Annotated in this window: 19 protein-coding genes; 7 read left to right on the top strand and 12 right to left on the bottom strand. The window is 57.0% G+C overall.

The features are described from left to right. Positions 1-12: 12 nt before the first annotated feature. The 4 genes from ACONT6_RS00885 to ACONT6_RS00870 all read right to left on the bottom strand — a co-directional run bounded on the left by ACONT6_RS00885 (position 13) and on the right by ACONT6_RS00870 (position 3,504). The gene (locus ACONT6_RS00885) at positions 13-324 is read right to left on the bottom strand and encodes a hypothetical protein (protein ID WP_078083678.1); all 312 of its coding nucleotides are present in this window, start codon (positions 322-324) and stop codon (positions 13-15) included. 193 nt (positions 325-517) lie between these two features. Then, positions 518-2,023, bottom strand: a complete 1,506-nt coding sequence (locus ACONT6_RS00880) for an aldehyde dehydrogenase (protein WP_428820022.1) — start codon at positions 2,021-2,023, stop codon at positions 518-520. A 200-nt stretch (positions 2,024-2,223) separates the two neighbouring features. Next, positions 2,224-2,748 carry an asparaginase domain-containing protein gene (locus ACONT6_RS00875; RefSeq protein ID WP_428820021.1) on the bottom strand — a complete coding sequence of 175 codons (525 nt, stop codon included), beginning with the start codon at positions 2,746-2,748 and terminating at the stop codon, positions 2,224-2,226. 93 nt (positions 2,749-2,841) lie between these two features. Further along, entirely contained in the window at positions 2,842-3,504 is a 663-nt protein-coding gene (locus ACONT6_RS00870; protein WP_428820020.1) for a fumarylacetoacetate hydrolase family protein, read from the bottom strand. Between the two features lie 154 nt (positions 3,505-3,658). Here ACONT6_RS00870 and serA point away from each other — a divergent pair, with 154 nt between their 5' ends. Together serA and rarD are read left to right on the top strand one after the other, a co-directional pair. Then, the gene (gene serA, locus ACONT6_RS00865) at positions 3,659-4,906 is read left to right on the top strand and encodes a phosphoglycerate dehydrogenase (RefSeq protein ID WP_428820019.1); all 1,248 of its coding nucleotides are present in this window, start codon (positions 3,659-3,661) and stop codon (positions 4,904-4,906) included. A gap of 165 nt (positions 4,907-5,071) precedes the next feature. Beyond that, the gene (gene rarD / locus ACONT6_RS00860; protein WP_428820018.1) at positions 5,072-5,986 is read left to right on the top strand and encodes an EamA family transporter RarD; all 915 of its coding nucleotides are present in this window, start codon (positions 5,072-5,074) and stop codon (positions 5,984-5,986) included. 32 nt (positions 5,987-6,018) lie between these two features. On the opposite strand, the gene ACONT6_RS00855 is transcribed toward rarD, so the two are convergent. The 3 genes from ACONT6_RS00855 to ACONT6_RS00845 form a co-directional block, all read right to left on the bottom strand. Beyond that, complete coding sequence (locus ACONT6_RS00855; RefSeq protein WP_428820017.1) at positions 6,019-6,999, bottom strand: alpha/beta hydrolase; 981 nt, start codon at positions 6,997-6,999, stop codon at positions 6,019-6,021. Between the two features lie 95 nt (positions 7,000-7,094). Further along, complete coding sequence (gene fba, locus ACONT6_RS00850; protein ID WP_428820016.1) at positions 7,095-8,159, bottom strand: class II fructose-bisphosphate aldolase; 1,065 nt, start codon at positions 8,157-8,159, stop codon at positions 7,095-7,097. 255 nt (positions 8,160-8,414) lie between these two features. Further along, positions 8,415-9,578, bottom strand: coding sequence for a phosphoglycerate kinase (locus ACONT6_RS00845; RefSeq protein WP_428820015.1), 1,164 nt, complete (start codon positions 9,576-9,578; stop codon positions 8,415-8,417). A 324-nt stretch (positions 9,579-9,902) separates the two neighbouring features. On the opposite strand from ACONT6_RS00845, the gene ACONT6_RS00840 reads away from it, so the two are divergent. Together ACONT6_RS00840 and ACONT6_RS00835 are read left to right on the top strand one after the other, a co-directional pair. Next, a complete protein-coding gene (locus ACONT6_RS00840) occupies positions 9,903-10,688 on the top strand; it encodes an alpha/beta hydrolase (protein ID WP_428820014.1) in 786 nt (261 codons plus the stop codon). Between the two features lie 39 nt (positions 10,689-10,727). Then, positions 10,728-10,922, top strand: coding sequence for a CPXCG motif-containing cysteine-rich protein (locus ACONT6_RS00835; RefSeq protein WP_181254428.1), 195 nt, complete (start codon positions 10,728-10,730; stop codon positions 10,920-10,922). 84 nt (positions 10,923-11,006) lie between these two features. On the opposite strand, the gene ACONT6_RS00830 is transcribed toward ACONT6_RS00835, so the two are convergent. Further along, complete coding sequence (locus ACONT6_RS00830) at positions 11,007-12,686, bottom strand: flavin monoamine oxidase family protein (RefSeq protein ID WP_428820013.1); 1,680 nt, start codon at positions 12,684-12,686, stop codon at positions 11,007-11,009. 570 nt (positions 12,687-13,256) lie between these two features. On the opposite strand from ACONT6_RS00830, the gene ACONT6_RS00825 reads away from it, so the two are divergent. Both ACONT6_RS00825 and ACONT6_RS00820 read left to right on the top strand, forming a co-directional pair. Next, the gene (locus ACONT6_RS00825; RefSeq protein WP_428820012.1) at positions 13,257-14,828 is read left to right on the top strand and encodes a S8 family serine peptidase; all 1,572 of its coding nucleotides are present in this window, start codon (positions 13,257-13,259) and stop codon (positions 14,826-14,828) included. A gap of 181 nt (positions 14,829-15,009) precedes the next feature. Continuing rightward, complete coding sequence (locus tag ACONT6_RS00820) at positions 15,010-15,408, top strand: globin (RefSeq protein WP_428820011.1); 399 nt, start codon at positions 15,010-15,012, stop codon at positions 15,406-15,408. Positions 15,409-15,484: 76 nt separating this feature from the next. Here the strand turns inward: ACONT6_RS00820 and ACONT6_RS00815 are convergent, their stop codons facing one another. The 4 genes from ACONT6_RS00815 to ACONT6_RS00800 all read right to left on the bottom strand — a co-directional run bounded on the left by ACONT6_RS00815 (position 15,485) and on the right by ACONT6_RS00800 (position 21,449). After that, positions 15,485-15,868, bottom strand: a complete 384-nt coding sequence (locus ACONT6_RS00815) for a hypothetical protein (protein ID WP_428820010.1) — start codon at positions 15,866-15,868, stop codon at positions 15,485-15,487. Between the two features lie 198 nt (positions 15,869-16,066). After that, a complete protein-coding gene (locus ACONT6_RS00810) occupies positions 16,067-16,486 on the bottom strand; it encodes a hypothetical protein (RefSeq protein ID WP_428820009.1) in 420 nt (139 codons plus the stop codon). Between the two features lie 13 nt (positions 16,487-16,499). Then, positions 16,500-16,754, bottom strand: a complete 255-nt coding sequence (locus tag ACONT6_RS00805) for a hypothetical protein (protein ID WP_428820008.1) — start codon at positions 16,752-16,754, stop codon at positions 16,500-16,502. 783 nt (positions 16,755-17,537) lie between these two features. Continuing rightward, a complete protein-coding gene (locus ACONT6_RS00800) occupies positions 17,538-21,449 on the bottom strand; it encodes a X2-like carbohydrate binding domain-containing protein (RefSeq protein WP_428820007.1) in 3,912 nt (1,303 codons plus the stop codon). Positions 21,450-21,485: 36 nt separating this feature from the next. Between ACONT6_RS00800 and ACONT6_RS00795 the strand changes: the two genes are divergently transcribed. After that, a complete protein-coding gene (locus ACONT6_RS00795) occupies positions 21,486-21,620 on the top strand; it encodes a hypothetical protein (RefSeq protein WP_428820006.1) in 135 nt (44 codons plus the stop codon). Positions 21,621-21,901 lie beyond the last annotated feature (281 nt).

Below are 21,901 nucleotides of genomic sequence, written 5' to 3'. Positions count from 1 at the left end.
AATGGACGTGTGTCAGTGGGAGAGGATGTCGACGATCTCGTGGGTGGCGTGCATCAGGCGAACCAGTTCCCCTTCGATACGCACGGTAACCAGCCCGCGACTGTCCACAGGCTTCACAATGACCGCATGGCGGTAGATTTCGTCCTCGAGCACGTAGCCGGGGCGCAACTTCTTCTTCCAGCCGGGAGGCAGTTCACCGCCGCGCTCGACTTTCTTCTGCAGGCCCGGAGGCAGGTCACCGCCTTTATCCGGCTTGGCCAGTACGGTGGTGGCCGGCACCGCGAGGGCGATTGCGACAAGTGCGCTGGTCAGGCTCTTCAACATGAGTGATTACTCCCGTCAGTCATTCATTTCCCAGATTCAGGGGCGATATCGTATACCGTCGGCCGGTCCGCGGGCTCGCCGCAGATCACATTTCCATTATTCACTCCGGTGTATGACTGCAGCCTGAACAGCACAAAAAAGGGCCGCTAAGGCGGCCCAAATGGAGTCGAATAGGGACAAACCAAATCCGGGATCAACTGATGTCGATCCAGGTGGATTTCAGCTCACAGTACTTATCCAGCGCGTGCAGGGACTTGTCGCGACCATTGCCAGACTGCTTGAAGCCGCCGAACGGCACGGTGATGTCGCCGCCGAAGTAGTTGTTGATCCACACGGAACCGGCGCGGATGTCGCGGGCCATGCGGTGCGCGCGGCTGATGTCTTTGGTCCACACACCGGAGGCGAGGCCGTAGATGGAATCGTTGGCGATCTTCAGCGCCTCTTCTTCGGTCTCGAATTCGATAATGGAGAGCACCGGGCCGAAGATTTCCTCGCGTGCGATGGTCATATCGCCGTTCACACCCCTGAAGATGGTCGGCTCGTAGTAGTGACCGCCCTCAACCGCATCTGCCGGCTTGCCGCCGCATACCAGCTGCGCACCCTGCTCCAGGCCCTTGGCCACGTAGAATTCGACGGTGTCGAACTGGCTCTGGTCGATCAGTGCGCCCATCACGCTGTTCGGGTCCTGCGGGTGGCCCGGCTTGAAGCGCTCGGAAGCTTTCTTCACCTTCTCGATAAAGGTATCGGCGATGCCCTTCTCCACCAGTAGGCGGGTGCCGGCGGTACAGGTTTCGCCCTGGTTGTAGAACACCGCCAGCGCCGCGGCTTCTGCCGCCTTGTCCAGGTCCGCATCGGCGAACACGATGTTGGGGCTCTTGCCACCCAGCTCGAGGAAGGTGCGCTTGAGGTTGGACTGGCCCGAGTACTCAGTGAGGGTCTTGCCCACTTCGGTGGAACCGGTGAAGGTCAGGCCGTCGATATCCATGTGCAGGCCCAGGGTTTTGCCCAGGGAGCTGCCGGGGCCAGGCAGTACGTTCAGCACGCCGTCGGGCACGCCAGCCTGCTTCGCCAGACCCGCCAGCTTGATGGCGGTCAGCGGTGTGTTGGAGGCGGGCTTCAGGATCACGCTGTTGCCGGTGGCCAGCGCCGGGCCCAGTTTCCACGCGGTGGTGGAGAGCGGGAAGTTCCAAGGCACAATCGCTGCCACAACGCCCAGCGGCATACGGGTAATCAGGCCGATCTCGGTGGGGCCGGTGGGCGCAATCTCGTCGTAAATCTTGTCGATGGCCTCGGCGTTCCAGCGAATGGTGGTCACCGCGCTGGGGACGTCCACGTTCATGGTGTCGCTGATGGGCTTGCCGGCGTCGAGACTTTCCAGCAACGCAATTTCAATCTTGTTCTCTTCGATCAGCTCGGCAAAGCGCACCAGGATCTTCTTGCGATCCATCGGCGGCATATGGGACCAGACGCCGGATTCGAAGGTGTCGCGGGCCACTTTGACCGCGCGCTCGGCATCTTCCGGTCCACAACTGGCGATCTGAGCCAGCTCCTTGCCGTCGGCGGGGTTGATGCTAGGGCGGGTCTGGCCGGAGAGCGCATCAACGTATTCGCCGTTGATGAAGGCGCGACCCTCGATTTGCAGGTCGGCGGCCAGCGCCTGCCATTCCTGCAGGGTTTGCGGGGTTTGTTGTTCTGCCATGGCACACCTCTATTCTTGCTATAAGATTAAAAACTGAAGGATTATTCAGTTTATACCTAAAATGTGATCACAAATCAAAGGAAAGCAGAGGGTAACAGTGTAGCCTGCGACTGTGTAGGTTTTTCGACGGAGCTTCAGAGGCATGACGCGCCTGCGGGCGGCATCCCGCAGGGCGTGTGCTGGTATAGGTCAAGCGGCCGTCAAATGGCCTCAAATGTACCGGTTTCGAGATTTTTGCGGGCGCCGGGAATCGGGAACACCCGGTTGTGGAAAGCAATATAGAAGCCGGGCTCGACCAGCCGCGCGGTGAGCAGGGCTTCGGTAACATTCTGGCGGGCGTCGGAATCGATGAAGCCCATGGGTTTCATCGCGCCAGTGAACACCACCGGCACTTTGGGAGCGCCCATCTTGCCGTAGCAGTAATCGGCAGTGACAGACATGGTATCGGTGCCATGCAGTACCACGATGGGGTCGCCTTTCTCTGCGGTACCGGCGATGGCGGCACAGATCTGGTCGCGGTCACTGTCATCCATCTCCAGGGAGTCCTTGTTGAGGACGCTGTCCAGCTCGAGATGGGTATAGGGCAGGCGCAGGCTGGAGATCAGGCCGTCGCGAATTATCGAGGCACGATTTTTCAGAGTGCCCTCGGCTTCGCAGTAGCTCTTTTCGATGGTGCCACCGGTAGTGAGGATGCGGATTGTGGTCTTTTGGTTGAGATCTGTCATCGATTTTCCCGCTGATTGAGTACAGAAACGCGCATCTTAGTGGGGGTTTTAAAATGGAACAATCTTAGCTTGCCGTTATTCAAACCGCTAAATTCAAACCACCAAGGTCTCCACCCGCAGCCAGTCCTCTTCCAGCCCCATCGCCACTTTATCCCCGACTTGTAGCTCTCCCACTCCCGCGGGCGTGCCCGTCAGCACCACATCCCCCGGAAGCAGGGTGAAGTGGCTGCTGATATAGGCCACCAGGTCCAGAATCGGGGTCAGCATATGGTTGGACTTTCCCCGCTGGCGGATCTCGCCGTTGAGCCACAGGGTATAGGTGAGATTGTCCCAGTCCGGCAGCCAGTCCAGCTTTACAAAGGGGGACAGCGGGCAGGCGCCGTCGAATCCCTTGGCTTTTTCCCACGGCTGGCTCAGTTTCTTGAGGTCCGATTGCAGCTCCCGCAGGGTCAGGTCCAGCGCCAGGCCCAGGCCGGCGATGGCTGCGGGCACGTCTGCAGCGTTGGCCTCGGTCAAAGGCTGCCCGATCAGCAGCGCCAGCTCCCCCTCGAAATGACAGCTGCCACGGCCCCGCGGCAGGTGCACGGGTTCTGCCATGGGGACTACCGCCGTGGCCGGCTTGATGAACAGCAGCGGCTCTTCGGGAATCGGGTTGTTCAGCTCCTCAGCATGGGCCGCGTAGTTACGCCCGACGCACACAATCTTGCCCAACGGCAGGTCGACAGGAGTTTTGCAGGTGTAAGTGTGTTTATACATAACCAAATTCGATACCTAGGATAGACATTGCGTATAAAGCTTTATAAAGCCCTTGTGGTATGATGCCGCCCTCGCCGGACTCCCGGCGGCTTCCAACCAGTTATTGCTAACACGCCGCGATACCTCGCTGTCGCGCACGGCCAAGAGATCCGTTATGGCTCCGCCCAGTACTTCCCCGAAAAAGTCTCTTCAAAAAGACAAAATCCGTATTTTGCTGCTGGAAGGCGTTCACCAGTCTGCGGTGGACCTGCTGTCATCCCGCGGCTACACCAACGTCGAGTACATCAAGACGGCCCTGCCGGAAGATCAGCTGATCGAGAAGATTGCCGACGCACACTTTATCGGCATCCGCTCCCGCACCCAGCTTACCCGCAAGGTCCTGGAGAGCGCCAACAAGCTGATCGCGGTGGGCTGCTTCTGTATCGGCACCAACCAGGTGGACCTGGCGGCCGCTACCGAGCTGGGTATTGCGGTATTCAACGCGCCCTACTCCAATACCCGCAGCGTAGCCGAGCTGGTGATTGCCGAGGCAATCATGCTGCTGCGCGGCATTCCCGAAAAGAATATGGTCTGCCACCGCGGTGGCTGGCAGAAGTCTGCGGTGGGCTCCTACGAGGCCCGCGGCAAGACCCTGGGTATTATCGGCTACGGTGCCATCGGCTCCCAGACCTCGGTGCTGGCGGAAAGCATCGGCATGCGCGTGATCTTCTTCGATGTAGTCACCAAACTGCCCCTGGGCAATGCCTCCCAGGTCAACAGCCTCGATGAGCTGCTGGGCCAAGCCGATGTCGTGTCCCTGCACGTACCGGAACTGCCCTCCACCAAGTGGATGATCGGTGCGGAACAGATCGCCAAGATGAAAAAAGGCGCGATCCTGCTGAACGCTTCCCGCGGCACCGTGGTGGAAATCGAACCGCTGGCGGAAGCCCTGAAGAGCGGCCACCTGGCGGCCACCGCCATCGACGTATTCCCGGTGGAGCCCCGCGGCAACGACGACGAGTTCGTCTCCCCGCTGCGCGGCCTCGACAACGCCCTGCTGACGCCCCACATTGGCGGATCGACGGTAGAGGCCCAGGAGAACATCGGCGTGGAAGTGTCCGACAAACTGGCGCTCTACTCCGACAACGGTACCACCACCAGCTCGGTCAACTTCCCGGAAGTAGCACTGCCCAGCCATGCCGGTGCGCACCGCCTGCTGCACATCCACAAGAACGTGCCCGGCGTGCTCGGCGCGATCAACCAGGTGTTCTCGGACAACGGTATCAACATCTCCGCCCAGTTCCTGCAGACCAACGAGACTGTGGGCTACGTGGTGATCGACGTGGATGCCGAGTACTCCGACCTGGCACTGGAAAAGCTGAAGAATATCCCCGGCACCCTGCGCTGCCGCGTACTCTTCTAAGCCATAGCCGGCGACCATTCCTGACAGGCCCGAAGCGGGTCTGTTAGACTTTGCGAAGCCCGCTTGCTGTGTAGCAGATACACAGCAAGCGGGTTTCTTGCTTTCTGTCTTCCCGAATCACTGTCACAGGCTGCCAGGGGCACCCGTGAGCCAGGAATATTCCTCGTGCAAAACCAGAACACCGATTCCGCCGCCGCAGGGTTGCTGGCGGGTTTGGGCGCTTACCTCATCTGGGGCATTGCGCCACTCTATTTCAAACTACTCGGCAACCTCTCCGCGCCGGAAATCCTCGCCCACCGCAGTATCTGGTCGCTGCTGCTGGCGCTGATCCTGCTCGCGGTGCTGGGCAAGCTGCGCGGGCTGAAAACGGTACTGTCATCCCGCAAGGCCATGCTGGCACTGCTGGTTTCCACCGCGCTGATCAGCACCAACTGGCTGATTTTTATCTGGGCCGTGGTCAATGATCACCTGCTGGACGCCAGTCTCGGTTACTACATCAATCCGCTGATCAGTGTTTTGCTGGGGGTTCTGGTACTCGGGGAAAAACTGCGCCCGCTGCAGTGGATCGCGGTGGCGCTGGCGGCGCTGGGGATTGGCTACGAGCTTTGGCAGTTCGGCAGCCTGCCGCTGGTGGCACTGGGCGTTGCCCTGACCTTCGGTTTTTACGGACTGGTCCGCAAACAGACACCGGTGGACAGCCTGACCGGAATGACTGTGGAAACCCTGTTCCTGCTGCCACTGGCCGTGGGCTTCCTGTTCTGGACCAGCAGCCCGACCAGCAACCTGCTGAACAATTCCTGGGAGCTAAACGGCCTGCTGCTGCTCGCCGGCCCGATCACCCTGACACCGCTGCTGCTGTTCAATATCGCCGCGCGCAGGCTCAATCTGTCTACCCTCGGGTTCCTGCAATACCTGGGGCCGACCCTGATGTTTTTCCTCGCGGTGCTGCTCTATAACGAGCCGTTTGATAAAACCAAGCTGGTGACGTTTATCTTTGTGTGGACGGCTCTGGGCTTCTACTCGGCGGATGCATTGGTGCTGCGGCGCAAGCGGCGGCGCTTGAGAGACAAGGCTATTTAGATCCGCCGCTCAGCGCTTTTCACAACAACCGCTCAGGGCTGGCCCAGCCACTCGTCCAGCGCGGTGAGAATCTGCTGCCGGTAGGGCTGGGTTTCATTGATCATCTGGTGGCGGGCACCGCGCACAATAACCCGCTTGCTATTCGGGAAGCGATCGCGAATAGCCCGCATGTTGTAGCGCCAGTCCACGGTTTCGTCGTCCGTACCCTGCAGCACCAGAATCGGCTTGGGATTGCGGCAGGTTTTGGGAAATACCTTCAGCCAGTCCACCATCGCCCCCAGCCACCGGATCGACATGACCGGAGATTGCAGCGGGTCACGGTGTGCCTGACGGCGCGCGAACTCCGCGTCGTGGGTGTTGATGTTGAACCCGCGGCTCGGGTGCGGCAGCAGGTAGCGCCCCAGGTAGTACATCCACTTGCGCAGATGCCAGTTGGCGGGCCGCACCAACGGTGCCAACAGCATAACCTTGTCGAACGGCTGCCAGAGGGTGAACTGCAAATAGTTCAGCAGAGTGGCACCACCGGTGCTCTGACCCATGCCGTGCCAGGGTTCCGGCATTTTCCCCTGCGCACAGTGCAGCAGCGCTTCGAGCACTTCGCGGTATTGCAGGAAGGAATCGATCGCCACCGGCTCACCGCTGGAGAGTCCGTGACCGGGAAAGTCTACGGAGACCACATTGAAATTGCGCTGCAGGCCAAAGCGAATGGCAGCACCGTAAATGCCGGTGTGGTCAAAATAACCGTGGCAGATAAACAGTGTGCCCCTGGGCTTGGCTACTTTCCAGTACTGGGCAACCAGCTCAAAACCGGCGGCTTCGAAAGTACCGATACCGGTGCCGGAAGCTTCGTCGAAATTGAGGCGATAGTAATTGCGGTAGGCAACCACCGATTCCGGGAGGGGCTGATCGCAGGCAAAACCCAACTGCGGCAATTCATTGCGCAGTGCAGAGTAATCCGGCCGGCGGATAACCGGGCTGGGGTCAACAGCATTGAAGTCTTTCAGCAGATCCATGACTTAATGGTACTGCACTTATTTGTTGAAATCAGGAAATAAAAAAGGGTGAACCGAAGTCCACCCTTTTTCATTTACGAACACCTGTACCCGGATCAATTGATCTTGGGCACCAGTTCACCTTTCTCGTAGCGCTCGAACATGGATTCCAGGCTGACCGGCTTGATTTTGCTGGCGTTACCAGCAGTATTGAAGGCCTCGTAGCGGGCCACACAGATGTCCTTCATGGCCAGGGTGGTCGCCTTGAGGAATTTGCGCGGATCGAACTCGGACGGGTTCTCAGCCAGGAAGCGACGCACCGCACCGGTGGATGCCAGGCGCAGGTCAGTATCGATGTTGACCTTGCGCACACCATACTTGATGCCTTCGCAAATCTGCTCTACCGGCACGCCGTAAGTTTCCGGGATCTCACCGCCGAACTCGTTGATCACCTTCAGCCATTCCTGCGGCACCGAGGAAGAACCGTGCATAACCAGGTGGGTATCCGGGATGCGCGCGTGGATTTCCTTGATGCGGTCAATGGCGAGGATGTCGCCCGTGGGCGGACGGGTGAACTTGTAGGCACCGTGGCTGGTACCACAGGCAATGGCCAGCGCGTCTACCTGGGTTTTCTTGACGAAATCCGCAGCTTCTTCCGGATCGGTCAGCAGCTGGTCGTGGGACAGCTTGCCCTCTGCGCCAACACCGTCTTCTTCTCCGGCCATACCGGTTTCCAGGGAGCCCAGACAACCCAGCTCACCCTCTACGGAAACACCACAGGCGTGAGCCATTTCCACAGCGCGCTTGGTCACTTCCACGTTGTACTCGTAAGACGCCGGGGTCTTGCCGTCGTCCATCAGCGAGCCGTCCATCATTACCGAGCTGAAGCCCAGCTGGATGGAACGCTGGCACACCGCAGGGCTGGTGCCGTGGTCCTGGTGCATCACCACCGGGATATGCGGGAACTCTTCCACAGCGGCCAGGATCAGGTGGCGCAGGAAGGGAGCACCGGCGTATTTGCGGGCACCGGCAGAGGCCTGCACGATCACCGGGGAGTCGGTCTGGTCCGCGGCCTCCATGATCGCGCGCATCTGCTCCAGATTGTTGACGTTAAACGCCGGTACGCCGTAGCCAAACTCGGCGGCGTGATCCAGCAGCTGACGCAAGCTGATTAAAGCCATGAAAAAACCCTTTCTCGTCGATATAAAGTTGGTATTTGGTACTGCTCTTGTGTGATTCCTGAGCCGTGGCCCGGTCACATCTCTTTTTACTATTCGGTACTTTCGTAACTAAACCGCTCGTATCTACTTCAGTCGTATCTACATCGGTAACTACACCGGCATGTACATCCAATGCCGGTACACGGGGCGTCCGGGAAAAGATTCAAAATCCGTGCCCGGCGCCACCGCAACAACCCTTACTCGCTCGCGCGGCGCTTATTCGCCAGCACGGCTTTCCAGCATAGCCACTGCCGGCAGTACTTTGCCTTCCACGTACTCGAGGAATGCACCACCCCCAGTAGAAATATAGGAGACCTTGTCAGCAATGCCGTATTTATCCACTGCCGCCAGGGTGTCGCCACCGCCGGCGATGGAGAAGGCATCGCTGTCGGCAATCGCCTTCGACAGGCGCTCGGTGCCGCCGCCAAACTGATCAAACTCGAACACACCGACCGGGCCGTTCCAGATAATGGTCTTGGCGCCCTTGAGGATTTCTGCCAGTACTGCGGAGGAATCCGGGCCGATATCGAAAATCATATCGTCGTCCGTCACCGTTTCTGCGGCTTTGGTTTCCGCCGCGGCGGACTCACTGAATTCCTTGCCTGTCACCACGTCGCTGGGCAGCGGGATATCGCACTTCTGCATCAGGCCCTTGGCAGTGTCGATCAGGTCGTGCTCGCACAGGGATTTGCCCACCGGCTTGCCGTCGGCTGCCAGGAAGGTGTTGGCGATACCGCCGCCGACAATCAACTGGTCTACCTTGTCGGAAAGACTCTCGAGCACGGTCAGTTTGGTGGACACCTTGGAACCGCCGACAATCGCTACCATGGGGCGCGCGGGGTTAGCCAGGGCTTTCTCCAGTGCATCCAGCTCTGCCGCCAGCAGCGGGCCGGCACAGGCAACCGGGGCAAATTTGGCTACGCCGTGGGTGGAGGCCTGGGCGCGGTGCGCGGTGCCGAAAGCGTCCATCACGAAAATATCGCACAGGCTCGCGTACTGCTTGGCCAGCGTCTCATCGTCTTTCTTCTCGCCCTGGTTAAAGCGCACGTTTTCCAGCAACGCCACTTCACCGTCTGCAAGTTCCACGCCGTTCTGCCAGTCCTTGATCACCGGCACGTCCTTGCCCAGCAGCTTGCCCAGGTGCGCAGCGACCGGTGCGAGGGAGAATTCTTCTTCGTACTCGCCCTCGGTGGGGCGGCCCAGGTGAGACATCAGCAGGACTTTGGCACCGGCTTCGGAGGCAGCCTTGATGGTGGGAAGTGCTGCGCGGATGCGCGCATCAGAGGTGACCGCACCGTCTTTCACCGGTACGTTCAGGTCTTCGCGAATCAGAACGCGCTTGCCCGCCAGATTCTGATCCTTCATCAATTTAACCGCCATAGCCAATCCTCGTTTGCTGGTTGCTGAATACTTACTCACCCCGACCCTCGGGCGGGGAAAGCGGGCGCGGATTATACGCTCTGACCACCGGTGTGGTCACCGCTGCGGCGGTAATTGCGGGCCGACGACGCTCGCCGCGGAGTATATCAACCGGTTTTGTAAATGAATTACCGCACAGAATGAATAACGATGTGACACCGCTGTCATTTTTACAAGAACGCAAAAAAAACCAACTGCGCCCGTTGTCCGGTCAAATTTCGCTCTCTACCATTGCCTGCGGGAGGCCATCTCCCGCTGAAAATGTCACCGCAGAAAGGAGTCCCCATGGCCGCAAACAGCAACGGCAGAGAGCGCCGCAGACACAAGGTGACCTTCCCCAATGCCCGCGGACAGATGCTCGCAGGCATCCTGGAAACCCCGACCAGCTCGCCCCGGGGCTACGCCCTCTTCGCCCCCTGCTTTACCTGTGGCAAGGATGTGCTCGCAGCGTCCCGCATCGGCCGCCGTCTGGCGGAGCTGGGTATTGCCACCCTGCGCTTTGACTTCACCGGCCTCGGTGACAGCGAGGGGGACTTCAGCGAGACCAACTTTTCCAGCAACGTGGAAGACCTGAAGTGCGCAGCGAGCTTTCTGCGCGATGAATTCCAGCCCGCAGACCTGCTGGTGGGCCACAGCCTCGGCGGTGCCGCGGTGCTGGCGGCCGCCGGTGACATCCCCGAGGCAAAGGCCATCGCCACCGTCGCTGCGCCGGCAGACCCGGAGCATGTGCTGAAACAGTTTTCCTGCGCGCTGGATACCATCGAGGAACAGGGGCAGGCGAAAGTCGAGCTATCCGGACGTCCCTTCGTGATCCAGAAGCATTTTGTGGAGGATGTGGAATCCATCCAGGAGGGCTACATCCATCGACTAGGACGCCCGCTGCTGATCTACCACTCTCCGGTGGACCAGGTTGTCTCCATCGACGAAGCCGCGGACATCTATAACCGCGCCCTGCATCCCAAGAGCTTTATCAGCCTCGACGACGCCGACCACCTGCTGACCCGGCGAGAAGATGCTATTTATGTAGCAGACACCCTCGCGGCCTGGGCGGGGCCCCATCTAGGCAAGTGAGCCGCCCATAAGCGAACACCCCACTCGGAGAAAATGCATATGGATACCGTGGACGAATTCAGTGATCAGTGCCCCTACTGCGGAGAAACTATCCTGCTGCTGATCGATACCTCGGCGGGCAGTCGCCACTACATCGAGGACTGCGCCGTGTGCTGCCGGCCGATTCAGGTGCTGGTGAGTGTGGATCTGGAAGGGCAGTGGACGGTGCAGTTAAAGCACGAGAACGATGTTTAACAAAAACCGTGAGAAACAAAAAAGGCCGCGAGCACTCGCCCGCGGCCTTTTTTGCATCCTGTGAGATGAAAACTGCGAAGCAGTTTACGCGGTCTGATGGATCTCTCTGGCCGCGCGCTCGGCGGTAGATACCGCACCGTCGATATAGCCGAAGTATTCCAGCTCGGTGTGCTCACCGCAGAAGTGGATATTGCCTTCCGCCAGAGGCTGGGCGCCCCACCAGCCGGTGTAACTGCCGAAGGTCGGAGTGGAATAGGAACCTTTGGACCAGGGGTTGGCAGACCACTTGGACTGCATGGCAGTACCGGAGAAGGCGGCGGAGGTGCCGGGGAACACATTGTCCACAATGCCGTGGAAGTGGTTGATGTCCGCCTGGGTAGGTGCGGCAAACGGCTGGTCGCTCCCCAGGTTGGCACCGTAGGTACCACCAAAGAAGTTCACCAGAATGCCGTCGGTCTTGCCATTTACCGAGGTGGAGTCCCAGGTGTCGAACAGCTCCGGACGGCCCACATAGGTCACACCGTTACCGGTCACCGCCTGGCCATTGACGTACTGGGTCTGGGTCCAGGGGCGGCTGTTGTGGTGCAGCGCCATCTTGCCGTTGCTACCGAAAGCCATCTGCTCGATCGCCATGCGTTTTTCCGGGCGGAAGCTGTTGTACAGCGCCGGCTCGATATCCACATCGCGCAGCAGGGAGAACGGCAGTGCCAGCACCAGCTTGTCGCAGTTGTGCACATAGCCGTCTTCGAAAGTCAGGGTGTAAGGGCCGTTGATATCACCGCGAATGGCCACCAGCTTGCGACCGGTCTCGACCGTGCCCTCGGGCAGCTGTTCGACCATCTTGCGCCACAGCTGATCGTTACCACCGGCGATACGGAAGCGCTCGTCGGTACCCGCCAACGGGGTCGCACTGTTGATCGGGTTCCACGCCAACAGGTAAATCAGGTTCAATGCAGTCTGGTCTTCCGGCTGGAGGCCGTATTCAGCAACCAGGTCCGCCTGGAATACCTGGCCCATATTGGAGTTGGCACCAATACCAACCTGATCCATCCAGGTGTTGGAGTCGATGTAATCCAGCGCCTTGTGGGTATCGTTGTGCCAGTCGTAGGTGGGCAGCCAGGGCGCATCATGCTGGATCTTCTTGAAGATCTTGTAGGTTTCACGCCACTCTTCGTTCAGCTGGTGCTCGGAGTAGTGCTGGCCGTTGACGAAATACAGCTCGTTACCACCGGGCACTGCGTTGCCGTTGACATCTTCCACGTCCAGACCCAGCTCATTGGCCAGGTTGCGCACCGCATTGTGCTCGGTAGAGATCAGCTCACCGCCGCGCTCAACCGGGCCGCCAAAAATAGAGCGGTTGGTGCTTACACGGCCACCCAGACGGGTGTTGCCTTCAAACACGGTGCTGGCGATGCCGTACTGCTGCAGGCGATGGGCACAGCGGATACCCGCCACACCACCACCGATGATCGCAACGCGACCGGGGCGGCCATCGCCATTGCCGCCACCCGGGTCGGCTTGTGCCGGCTTGGACACGCCGCCGAGCGATGCACCCACACCTACCGCAGCGGCACCAAAGCCCAGCTGCTTGAGGAAGCGACGGCGCTCTTCCGCAGAAGCCGCCTTGCCACCCAGGCGCGCACCCTCGGTAACGATATCGAGACTTTCATCGGCGGATATTCCGGTTTTGTCAGATAGCGCCTGGGCAACACGCATGCGGCGCAGCAACCCCGCCATGGGGGATAGAGACTTGCGGCTTCTCATGATTATTTTCCTGTGAGTCGAGAGAATTGGGAACCACGTCCCAAAAGTTATTTTTCCCGCCATTCTACAGAGACACACAAGAAATGGAATATTTATTCGGTTTTTAGCCAATTAGCGGAACTGAGTACTTACAAACCTGGTAAATGCATGTTTTTTATCAAATTTTTCACTATGAGAGCCAAGTCAGCGGCGGGAAATGTTTGTTTTTCAGCCAGATTTAATTAGAGATTTTATTCTACGACCGGCAATTTCTGGCTCGGCCACCGACTGCAACCTAATCCCCTGCAGCCATCAACCGACGCCGAATTCCACAGGTCTTGCGCAGACGGGCAGACGAACGAACCCGCAACCCCCTCCAACAATCTGTCGCCGTTATCCTCCTCGGAAATCCCTTTTGCAGAGCACTGCTCAATGCGTTCAGTGAGCAATGGGCTCCCCGTAAAAAGCTGCTAGATTTTATCCACCGGCTGTGCGCCTGCCCCGCCCCTATGTCGAGGCACCGAGCTGTGGTCAGCCAACATCAAAACCAATTACAAGAAGTACCAGACAGAACTGGAGCCATATAAAAAGATGAAAAGACTCATTCCAACCCTGTTCACCAGCGCCCTCGCCCTCGCCATTTCCGCTCAGGCCAGCGCTGCCGACGACCGCTACATCATCAAATTCAAAGAAGGCAAAGGCCCCGCGGTCAAAGCGATGATGGAAAAGAACGGGGGCCGCTCCGCGCTTGCACTGGAGAAACGCGGCGCGATGGCTGCGAACCTCCCCGGCAAAGCGCTCAACGCACTGCGCAACAACCCCAACGTGGAATACGTCGAACTGGATGTGAAGCGCTACCCCATGGCGGAAACCGTTCCCTTCGGTATTCCCATGGTGCAGGCAGACCAGCTCAGTGATGCCATGGCCGGCAACCAGACGGTGTGTATCATCGACTCCGGCTATGACATCAATCACGAGGATCTTCCCAGCGGAAACGTAACTGGTAACTACGACTCAGGTACCGGCGACTGGTTTACCGACGAAAACAGTCACGGCACCCATGTAGCCGGCACCATCGCCGCGATTGGTGGAAACGGTAAAGGTGTCGTCGGCGTGAACCCGAACGGCAACCTCAACCTGCACATCGTCAAGGTATTCGGTGCCGACGGCTGGGCTTACTCCTCCTCTCTGGTGGCTGCGGCTGATGAATGCGCGACCAACGGTGCCAGCGTGATCAATATGAGCCTCGGCGGCACCTTCAAGTCCCGCACCGAGGAACGGGCTTTTGCCGATCTGTACGCAAACCAGAATGTACTCTCCATTGCCGCCGCGGGTAATGACGGCAATACCCGTCACTCCTACCCCGCGTCCTACGACGCGGTGGTATCCGTTGCAGCCATCGACAGCAACAAGGTAGTTGCCGACTTCTCTCAGCAGACGGATCAGGTGGAACTGGCTGGCCCCGGTGTGGATGTGCTGTCATCCGTGCCGACCGGCATGAGCCTGGAAACCAGCCTGGTCGTGAACGGTAGCGCTATTGAGGCGGCAGCCATGGAAGGCAGTCCGCAGGGTAGCGTCACCGGCAACCTGGTGGATTGCGGCCTGGGCGAAGCTGCCTGTGCCAGCGCTTCTGGCCAGGTGTGCCTGATCTCCCGCGGCAATATCAGCTTCGCGGAGAAAGTGCAGGCCTGTGAGGCCGGCGGCGGTATCGCAGCGGTAATCTACAACAACGAACCGGGTATGCTGTACGGCACCATGGGCGAAGTGGCCACAGGTATTCCGTCCGTGGGCATTACCGATACCGATGGTGCCGCACTCCTCGGCCAGCTGGGCAGCAGCGCAAGTTTGACGATCGAGCCTGGCGATTATGCCTACTTTAACGGCACCTCCATGGCCACGCCCCACGTTGCCGGCGTGAGCGCCCTGGTGTGGAGCCACTTCCCCAGCTGTTCCGCCAGCGAGATCCGCTCGGCGCTGGCCAGTACTGCGGAAGACCTGGGCGCAGCCGGACGTGACAATGCTTACGGCTACGGTCTGGTACAGGCCAAAGACGCAGTGGACTACCTCACAGCAAATGGCTGCTCCGGCAGCGGTAATGGCGGTGGCGACGGCGGCAATGGCGGCGGCGGCAAGCCCTGCAAAGGTAAAAATTGCACACAATAACCTGCACACGTTGAATTCAGGGGGCCAATTGGCCCCCTTTTTTGTAGTGCTCGAAAATTTGTACTCCCCGCCCGCAGGCAAATTGATTTAAATCAATTTGAGCCCGATGCCCACCGTTAGAATCCGCGGTCGCCTGTGCCCGCCCGCGCAGTCATAACAATAGTCAGGGGGAGTGACGGCAATGGGAAATGCCGACAGCGATATCGTTTTTCAGAGTTACGGCCGCTGCTGTAACAGAGAAGGCTTTTTCATCGACTTCTACGACCGCTTTATGGGCAGCTCCGAAGAGATCCGTGCCCTGTTCAAGGACACCGACATGCCGGCGCAGCGTCACCTGTTGCGCAACGGCATCATGCAACTGGTGCTGCACGCACGGGGCATGCCGGATACCAAACTGAAAGCATTGGGGAAAAGTCATTCACGCGGTGGCTACGGTATACGCCCGGACTGGTACGGCCTGTGGCTGGATGCGCTGCTGGCAACCCTGCGCGAGTACGATCCCGAGTTCAATGAAGACACCGCTCTGGCCTGGCGCCGGGCTATCGAGCCGGGAATAGAGCTGATCCGCGGCGCTTACTGAACCCAACATTCCCGATCCCCACATGTAAAAAAGGCTCGCCGCATAACGGCAAGCCTTTTCACCAATCTACAATTAATTACTGTTGAAGATCAGTCACACACTTGTTGTATTCCTGAATGTACACATTACTACCGCGGTTAGGCACTTCATTTGACTTGTCCGCAGCAGAGTTACGACAACCCTCGATCTGATCAGGAGTCAGGTTTGTCGCCGGAACAGTCTGGCTGCGCTGATACATGTGTGCAGCCTGGTCGCGGTGAGCCTGGACCTGAGGTTCCGGAACCTGATAAAACATACCGGTGCTTTCATTGAACTGATAGAAGTTATCTCCACTTTTCCAGTAAGTTTTACCAAGAATCTGGACTTCAGCACTGCCCGCAGGTAACTGATCCATTGGCTGCTGTGCCTGAGCAAAACCGGCAACGGTACAAAACAGTACTACTGGTAATAGATAACGCATTTGGGATCCTCCTCTTCGGATGTGCCACGAAGTCTATTGAGGCATGTGGAGGGTCCCAACCGAATATTTTCAAAAAATTAGCGCTGTGACCGCCATGTCAAGGTTGATTTTTTTGAACGGGAAAGATTCCGGAGAGAAGTACTAACGGGCTGAAACGACCTTGGATTTCAGCCCCCCTCTAAGCCAAAACAAGGAAATTTATTCCTCGCCCACCATGGCTTCCTGTTCCTGTTTTTGCTCTTCTCGCAACATTTCAAGATGCTCGGTACGCTGTGCCGCGGACTCTCGTTGCGGCGCCAGATCACCAACCGGCGCCGTTTCCCGATTCAGAGCACGCTCTGTCGCCTGCTGTTCCGCACTATAGTCCGGTGCCAGTACCAGTTTTGGTCCATTGCTGTTGAACCCGATCAGCACCCAGATAAAAAACAGCAAGCACAAAAAGCGGATAATGAGGGTGCGATCCAGCAGCCAGTGCAAACTCTCGCCGTGGCTGCGCAGAAAGCGCACCCGCAGGACAATATTCATTAGCAGCAACACACAGGCAGTAATCACCACCCAGGTGGAGAGACCACCGAAAGCGGTCATCAGCCAGTTGGCTATCTGTGAGTTAAACTCCATCGCTCATCCCTCATTAGCGCTTGCGCGCCACCTGTTTCACCTGATCGGAAAATACGGCCTGCTGCAGGCCGATGCTACCCAGCGCTTCAACCGGTACAAAAACCTTGTTCTCGGATTCGGCCATACGATCGAGCACCTCCAGGGTACGGTAGGCAAGATATTTATCCGTCACCGATTTCGCCAGCAGGTCGTTGACCTCTTTCTGCCCCATGGCTTTTTCACGGGCGATGGCGCGATTCATTTTCTCCCGCTCCAGGTCGCGTTCCATCTGAATCTTCTGGATTTCGAACTGAGCCTTTTCCTGCTCGATCAACTCACGCCCAATGCCATGTGGAAAAGTAACCTAGAAAGTAACCTGAGTGAATTCCTATATAAAAATAGATCAGAAAATCGATAGCCCAGTAAAAACCAGTGAGACTACTTTTTTCGCCGTCTTTCAGCCCAGCGAAAAAGTAACCTGGATCGGAGTTACTCAGGGCAGTAAATCCTTTACGTGAATGCGCCCAAAAACCAACCAGACCAAATTTTAACCTGTAATCCACTTTTTCGCAGAGGTGGAAAGCCGAGTCCTGCTAAGTCTTTCGCTATCAATAGTGAGCGACGCCAAAACAAACGAAAAGCTACCATCCCATGCCCTGCAATACTGACTTCCAGAGCAGCACCTATATTCGCATTTTGGTCGCCCCAAAGATTCATCGATTAATAGTATGTTTCTTTGAATTAAACGTGATAATTAATTACGTAATCTTTAATCAAAGGTGATCGCGAGCCATAACGATATCCAACCGACAAATTTCCTCGAAATGAATACATATATACCTGACCTCCCACCATCCCTTCCCCCAAACTTCGAAATCGTACTCATTGATATAGTTGACCACCTCTATTCCCAACGGGTTCTGATACAGTGTATTGAACTCACTTTCCCTACATCTTCAGCAAAACATCCTCGAACGAGCAGGTTAAATTCAGTAACTCCCCAGCTTAAAGAAATAAAAAAGGCCGCAACAGGAAATACCCGTTGCGGCCTGAAAGTCACTCACTTGATTTACTATTGATTTAAGGCTTCGTAGTAATTCGACCGCTCAATCAGCAGATCACACACAGGCTTATGGAGGTCTATATGGATAATATTACCCTCTTTATTCGCTCCCGGTGCACCCGTTTCGGTAAGCAACTGCTCTTCCGGCGTCATAGCACAGTACATCTGGAAGCCATCGTTATTCGCCGTCCAGCCTCCAGTAGGTTCACCGTAAGGACCTGCACACCACTGACACGCGTCCAGAGGCGTCTCTCCGTTACCCCATTCGAGGCCAGACAGCTGCCAGGCGTGCACTCCGCCAATAGCATCCTTGTTTGCCTCAGCGCGCGCGTACCAGTCGATAAACTTCTGATGTCGAGTCTGCAGGTCCTGCGTCACGCTCGCCTCGGAGGCAACTGGCCAGCTGAACTCACCGATGTACGTCGGCTTGCTCAGCACCCGCCCAACTTCCGCCAGCTGGTCGATATTTGCCAGCGTTTCTGCATCTGACATATTCCACCAGGTTGGGTACAGATGCGCGCTGATCGCATCGATGGTGGGCAAGTCGTTAACGTACTTGATGAAGTTGAAGTCATCACCGGTACCATTGTGGCCGAACGAAGATTCTGCGCCGATGGACACCAGGTGATTGGGTGCCAGCGTCTTAAGCAGGCTGGAAACATCACTCGCCCATGCCTTGAAGATATCGGCATCACAGCCGCTGGAACAACGTGGCTCATTCGCCAGCTCCCACATCATGATCGCAGGATCTTCCGCGTAGGTGTAACCGGTGAGCGGGTTGTGATGCTGCAACAGCTCGGTGATAAACCCTTTGAATTTCTCCACCGACGACGGCGTGGAGTAATGCGGGGCACCATAGGAGTCCAGGTTACCAAAGTAATCCCAGTGATCCGCCAGAGAAAGCACTAGCTTGATGTCGTATTGATGCGCCAATGCAACATAGTTGTCGAACAGCTCAAAACTGCGATCGACGATAGCTTGCTCTTCTGCGGTACGGTTCGCTTTGGTCAGCAGGAAGTCATCACCGGACTTCATGTTGATACAAACACCATCATGGGTTTTGGTGTCGTTGCAGAACATCCAGGTCCGCACCGAAGTCATGCCCAGGAAGTTAGCACGCTTGAAGAAGTCCTCCGCCATGGGTTCCGGTTTGTACATCAGGTAGTACTGGTTGGAGCCATTGAAGTAGAACGGCTTGTTACCCAGCACAAACTGTGAGCCCAGGGTATCGACATAAAATGGACCGGGAGCTTCACCAACCTGCACTCGCATTGTTTCGCTGAGGCTGGTTCCGGCGACACCGAACTTCAGGTCATAAATGCCATCACCCGTGGTGGGAATTACCAGCGGGCTTGCGCCGCTATAGGCTTGAGTGCTACCGCCGTTAACCGAATAGGTCAGGTCACCACTGGCATCCTTGCTAAAGTCCACAACGATATCAGAACCACTGGTCAAGCTATCAAACGACTGCGGGCTGGTAATGTCGAGGCTGCCACGGAAGTTAACACACAGGTTGTGCAGGCTCGCCCAACCCCAGTCGCCGTCGCGGTTGATCATGCCGATACGATGCACGCCAGCGTCCAGGTTGTGGATGAACTCCATATCCTGAGGACTAGTTGGCGAGACATCCGGCCACACCATGTTCGACCTGCCACCATCATTCAACATATAGGAGACGATCTTGTCACCGCCTTCTGTGCTGTACGTGAGCAGAACCTGGTATTCCCCTGCTTTATCCAAGCTGACGGTCCAGTAACCTGCACTGCCGACGTTACCGACAATTTTAGCTCGTCCTTGTTCGATCTTGGCGCCACCCTCAAGGGTAATGGTGCTGAGATCGAAGCAATCGCCGGTGAGCGCGTCCATCGCGGTTACCGAGAATTGGGCACTGGTATCGCCGTGTACACTGCTGGTGAACAGTGCCGAATAGCTCACGGTCTGGCCGCCAGTCAGAGTGGCAACGTAGGATTCATTCAGGGTAAGCACATCAGCGCTATAGGTGTAGTCACTGGTTTGTAGCGGGACACCATCTGCTTCAACACCCGCGAACTCAAAAGATCCCGCAGTCAGATCAAAACTCAATGCGGTGGGCGCAGAAACATTCACAGTCTGGCTGTCAGGAGAAATAGACGGCATCACCATTGGTGGAGCGTCTACCCGCAGCTCGAAGGGTACAGACTCACTGCCCAGATCTGCGTCATTAAAGCCGGCTGTCAACGCATAAGTGCCTACCGCAAGGGTGCTGATGTATCCAGCCTCCAGCGTCAGGGTTGTACCACTCAGGGTGTAATCCGATCCCTGAACCAGAACCGTGCCGCCATTATTCACACTGGAGAAGCTGTAAGAGCCACTATCAATGCTATAGCTGGCGCTGGCACCAGAGCCCGCTTCCACACTGACGCTGGAAGGAGAAACCGATGGCATAACAACCGGAACACTGTCTATGCGCAACTGGACAGACAGAGACTCACTACCCAGCTCGGCATCGTCAAATGCGGCGGTTAGGGTATAGCTGCCCACTGCCAGGGTGCTGACATAGGCCGCGTCAAGAACCAGGCTTGTGGCGGTGACGGAATAATCCGTACCCTGCTGCAATACGGCTCCACCATTATTCAAGCTGGAGAAACTGTAAGAGCCGGCGTCCATGCTGTAGCTGACACTGTCACCAGAGTCGACCTGAACACTAATGCTCGAGGGAGAGAGCGAAGGCATGACCTCCGGCTCGCTTTCTACCAGCAGCTCAGCGGATACCGCGCTAGTGCCAAGCTCGGCGTCTTCAAAGTTGGCTGTGACCGTATAGCTCCCAGCGGCAAGCGTACTGATATAAGCGGCTTCCAGGGTCACGCTTGTCGCGGCCACTGTGTAGTCGGTGCCCTGCTGCAGGGTGACGCCATCTACACTCAGGCTCGAGAAGCTGTAGGACCCAGAATCCAGGCTATAGCTCACGCTGCTGCCGGAACCTGCCTGTACCGTCTGGCTGGCCGGGCTGATCGAGGGGTCAACCGGTGGATCAACCGGGGGATTATCCGGATCATCCGGGTTAATGTCTGACGAGTACACCCGGACATTGTCGAGGAAGATATAACCCCAGTTACCTTCACTACCGTCTACACCAATCACCTGGTCGCCGGCACTCATGTTGGCCGTGAAAGAAACAGTCTGAATGGTATCGGTTTGCGGTGTCATCACCGACTGGGTATTGCCACCAACGTAGAAGGTATTGGTTTTTTCACCATAGGGAGCGGTGTAGTCAAACTCGACCACATATTCCCCAGAGACAGGTGCATAATAGAGCCACTGGGCCTCGCCCTTTTTGAGCTCGATCTGGCCATTGGTAAGCACGGAATCATACGTGAGCACCGCATCTTCCGGAGTCAACGTGGTCACTTGATGCGTTACATCCACCACGTCGATGTCCACCACCAATGGTGCTGAAGCGGCGAAGTTGAGCTGGAAACTATAGCTGCCTGTGCCCAGAGCGCTCAGATAAGTTGCCCCAAATGTTAGGTCGTAGCCACTGAGACTATACGCACTTTGATCAAGCGTATTCGCCTGCGTGATGTTGTCCACTGACAGCAGCGTGTCGCCATCGGTGTTGAGAGTGAATACGACATCACTGCCACCATTGACGTTGAATGAACGCGACAGCGGCGAAACGACAGGAACAGGATCGGAGACACCTCCGGTGTCACATTCCTCGAGGAATTCCCAAGGGCCCCACTGATCTGTGCGATCTGGTGGAGTACCTATAACCCACCACTTGGATTTAAAGTGGGCACTCTCATAGGTCACTGACTCATGCCCCGTGTACTGGAATTCCGGATCCCAATCCGGCTCCGTACATGCTGCTGCATGAGCACCAGCAGGTGCGGCCAATATCGTCGCAATCAGCAACGAAAGGCCAGTTCTTACTTTTCTCATTTCACTCACCATTTATTTTTATTGGCGTTTAAATGGATGAGTCGACTGTTAACTGCGGCCGGTGTCGTCATTGAGAACAACACTGGCACAAGCAAACTGGATGCCCAGCAACTCGGCGACCCGCAGGCTGCGCGTCGCGGTTCACGGCACTATCTATACCGTGCAATGTAACGGAGTACTTCTGTACTCCGGACATTATTCTGAGGCGCCCGCCACCCACTCTTCATGAAATATTTTTCACGAAGAAAAGGGACTGACTACCAAGGAAATTGCTGCTACAGACTAGAAATTTTCTTCATTATGACTCCCACATTCCCTTATCCAAGAAAATGGGCAACACAGGTTTACTGCGCCTTAAAAGTGATCGAGCTTAAAATTATTATTAGAATTATTGTTTAAAAACGCCCCCGGCGAACCAGAGGCAAATGTCGAGAGTCCGACAACTTCGGAAG

The organism is Microbulbifer sp. MCCC 1A16149 (assembly GCF_050368945.1).
Lineage (GTDB): Bacteria > Pseudomonadota > Gammaproteobacteria > Pseudomonadales > Cellvibrionaceae > Microbulbifer.
The sequence above is the reverse complement of the archived record's forward strand: the minus strand, read 5'-3'. Positions and strand labels throughout refer to the sequence as shown.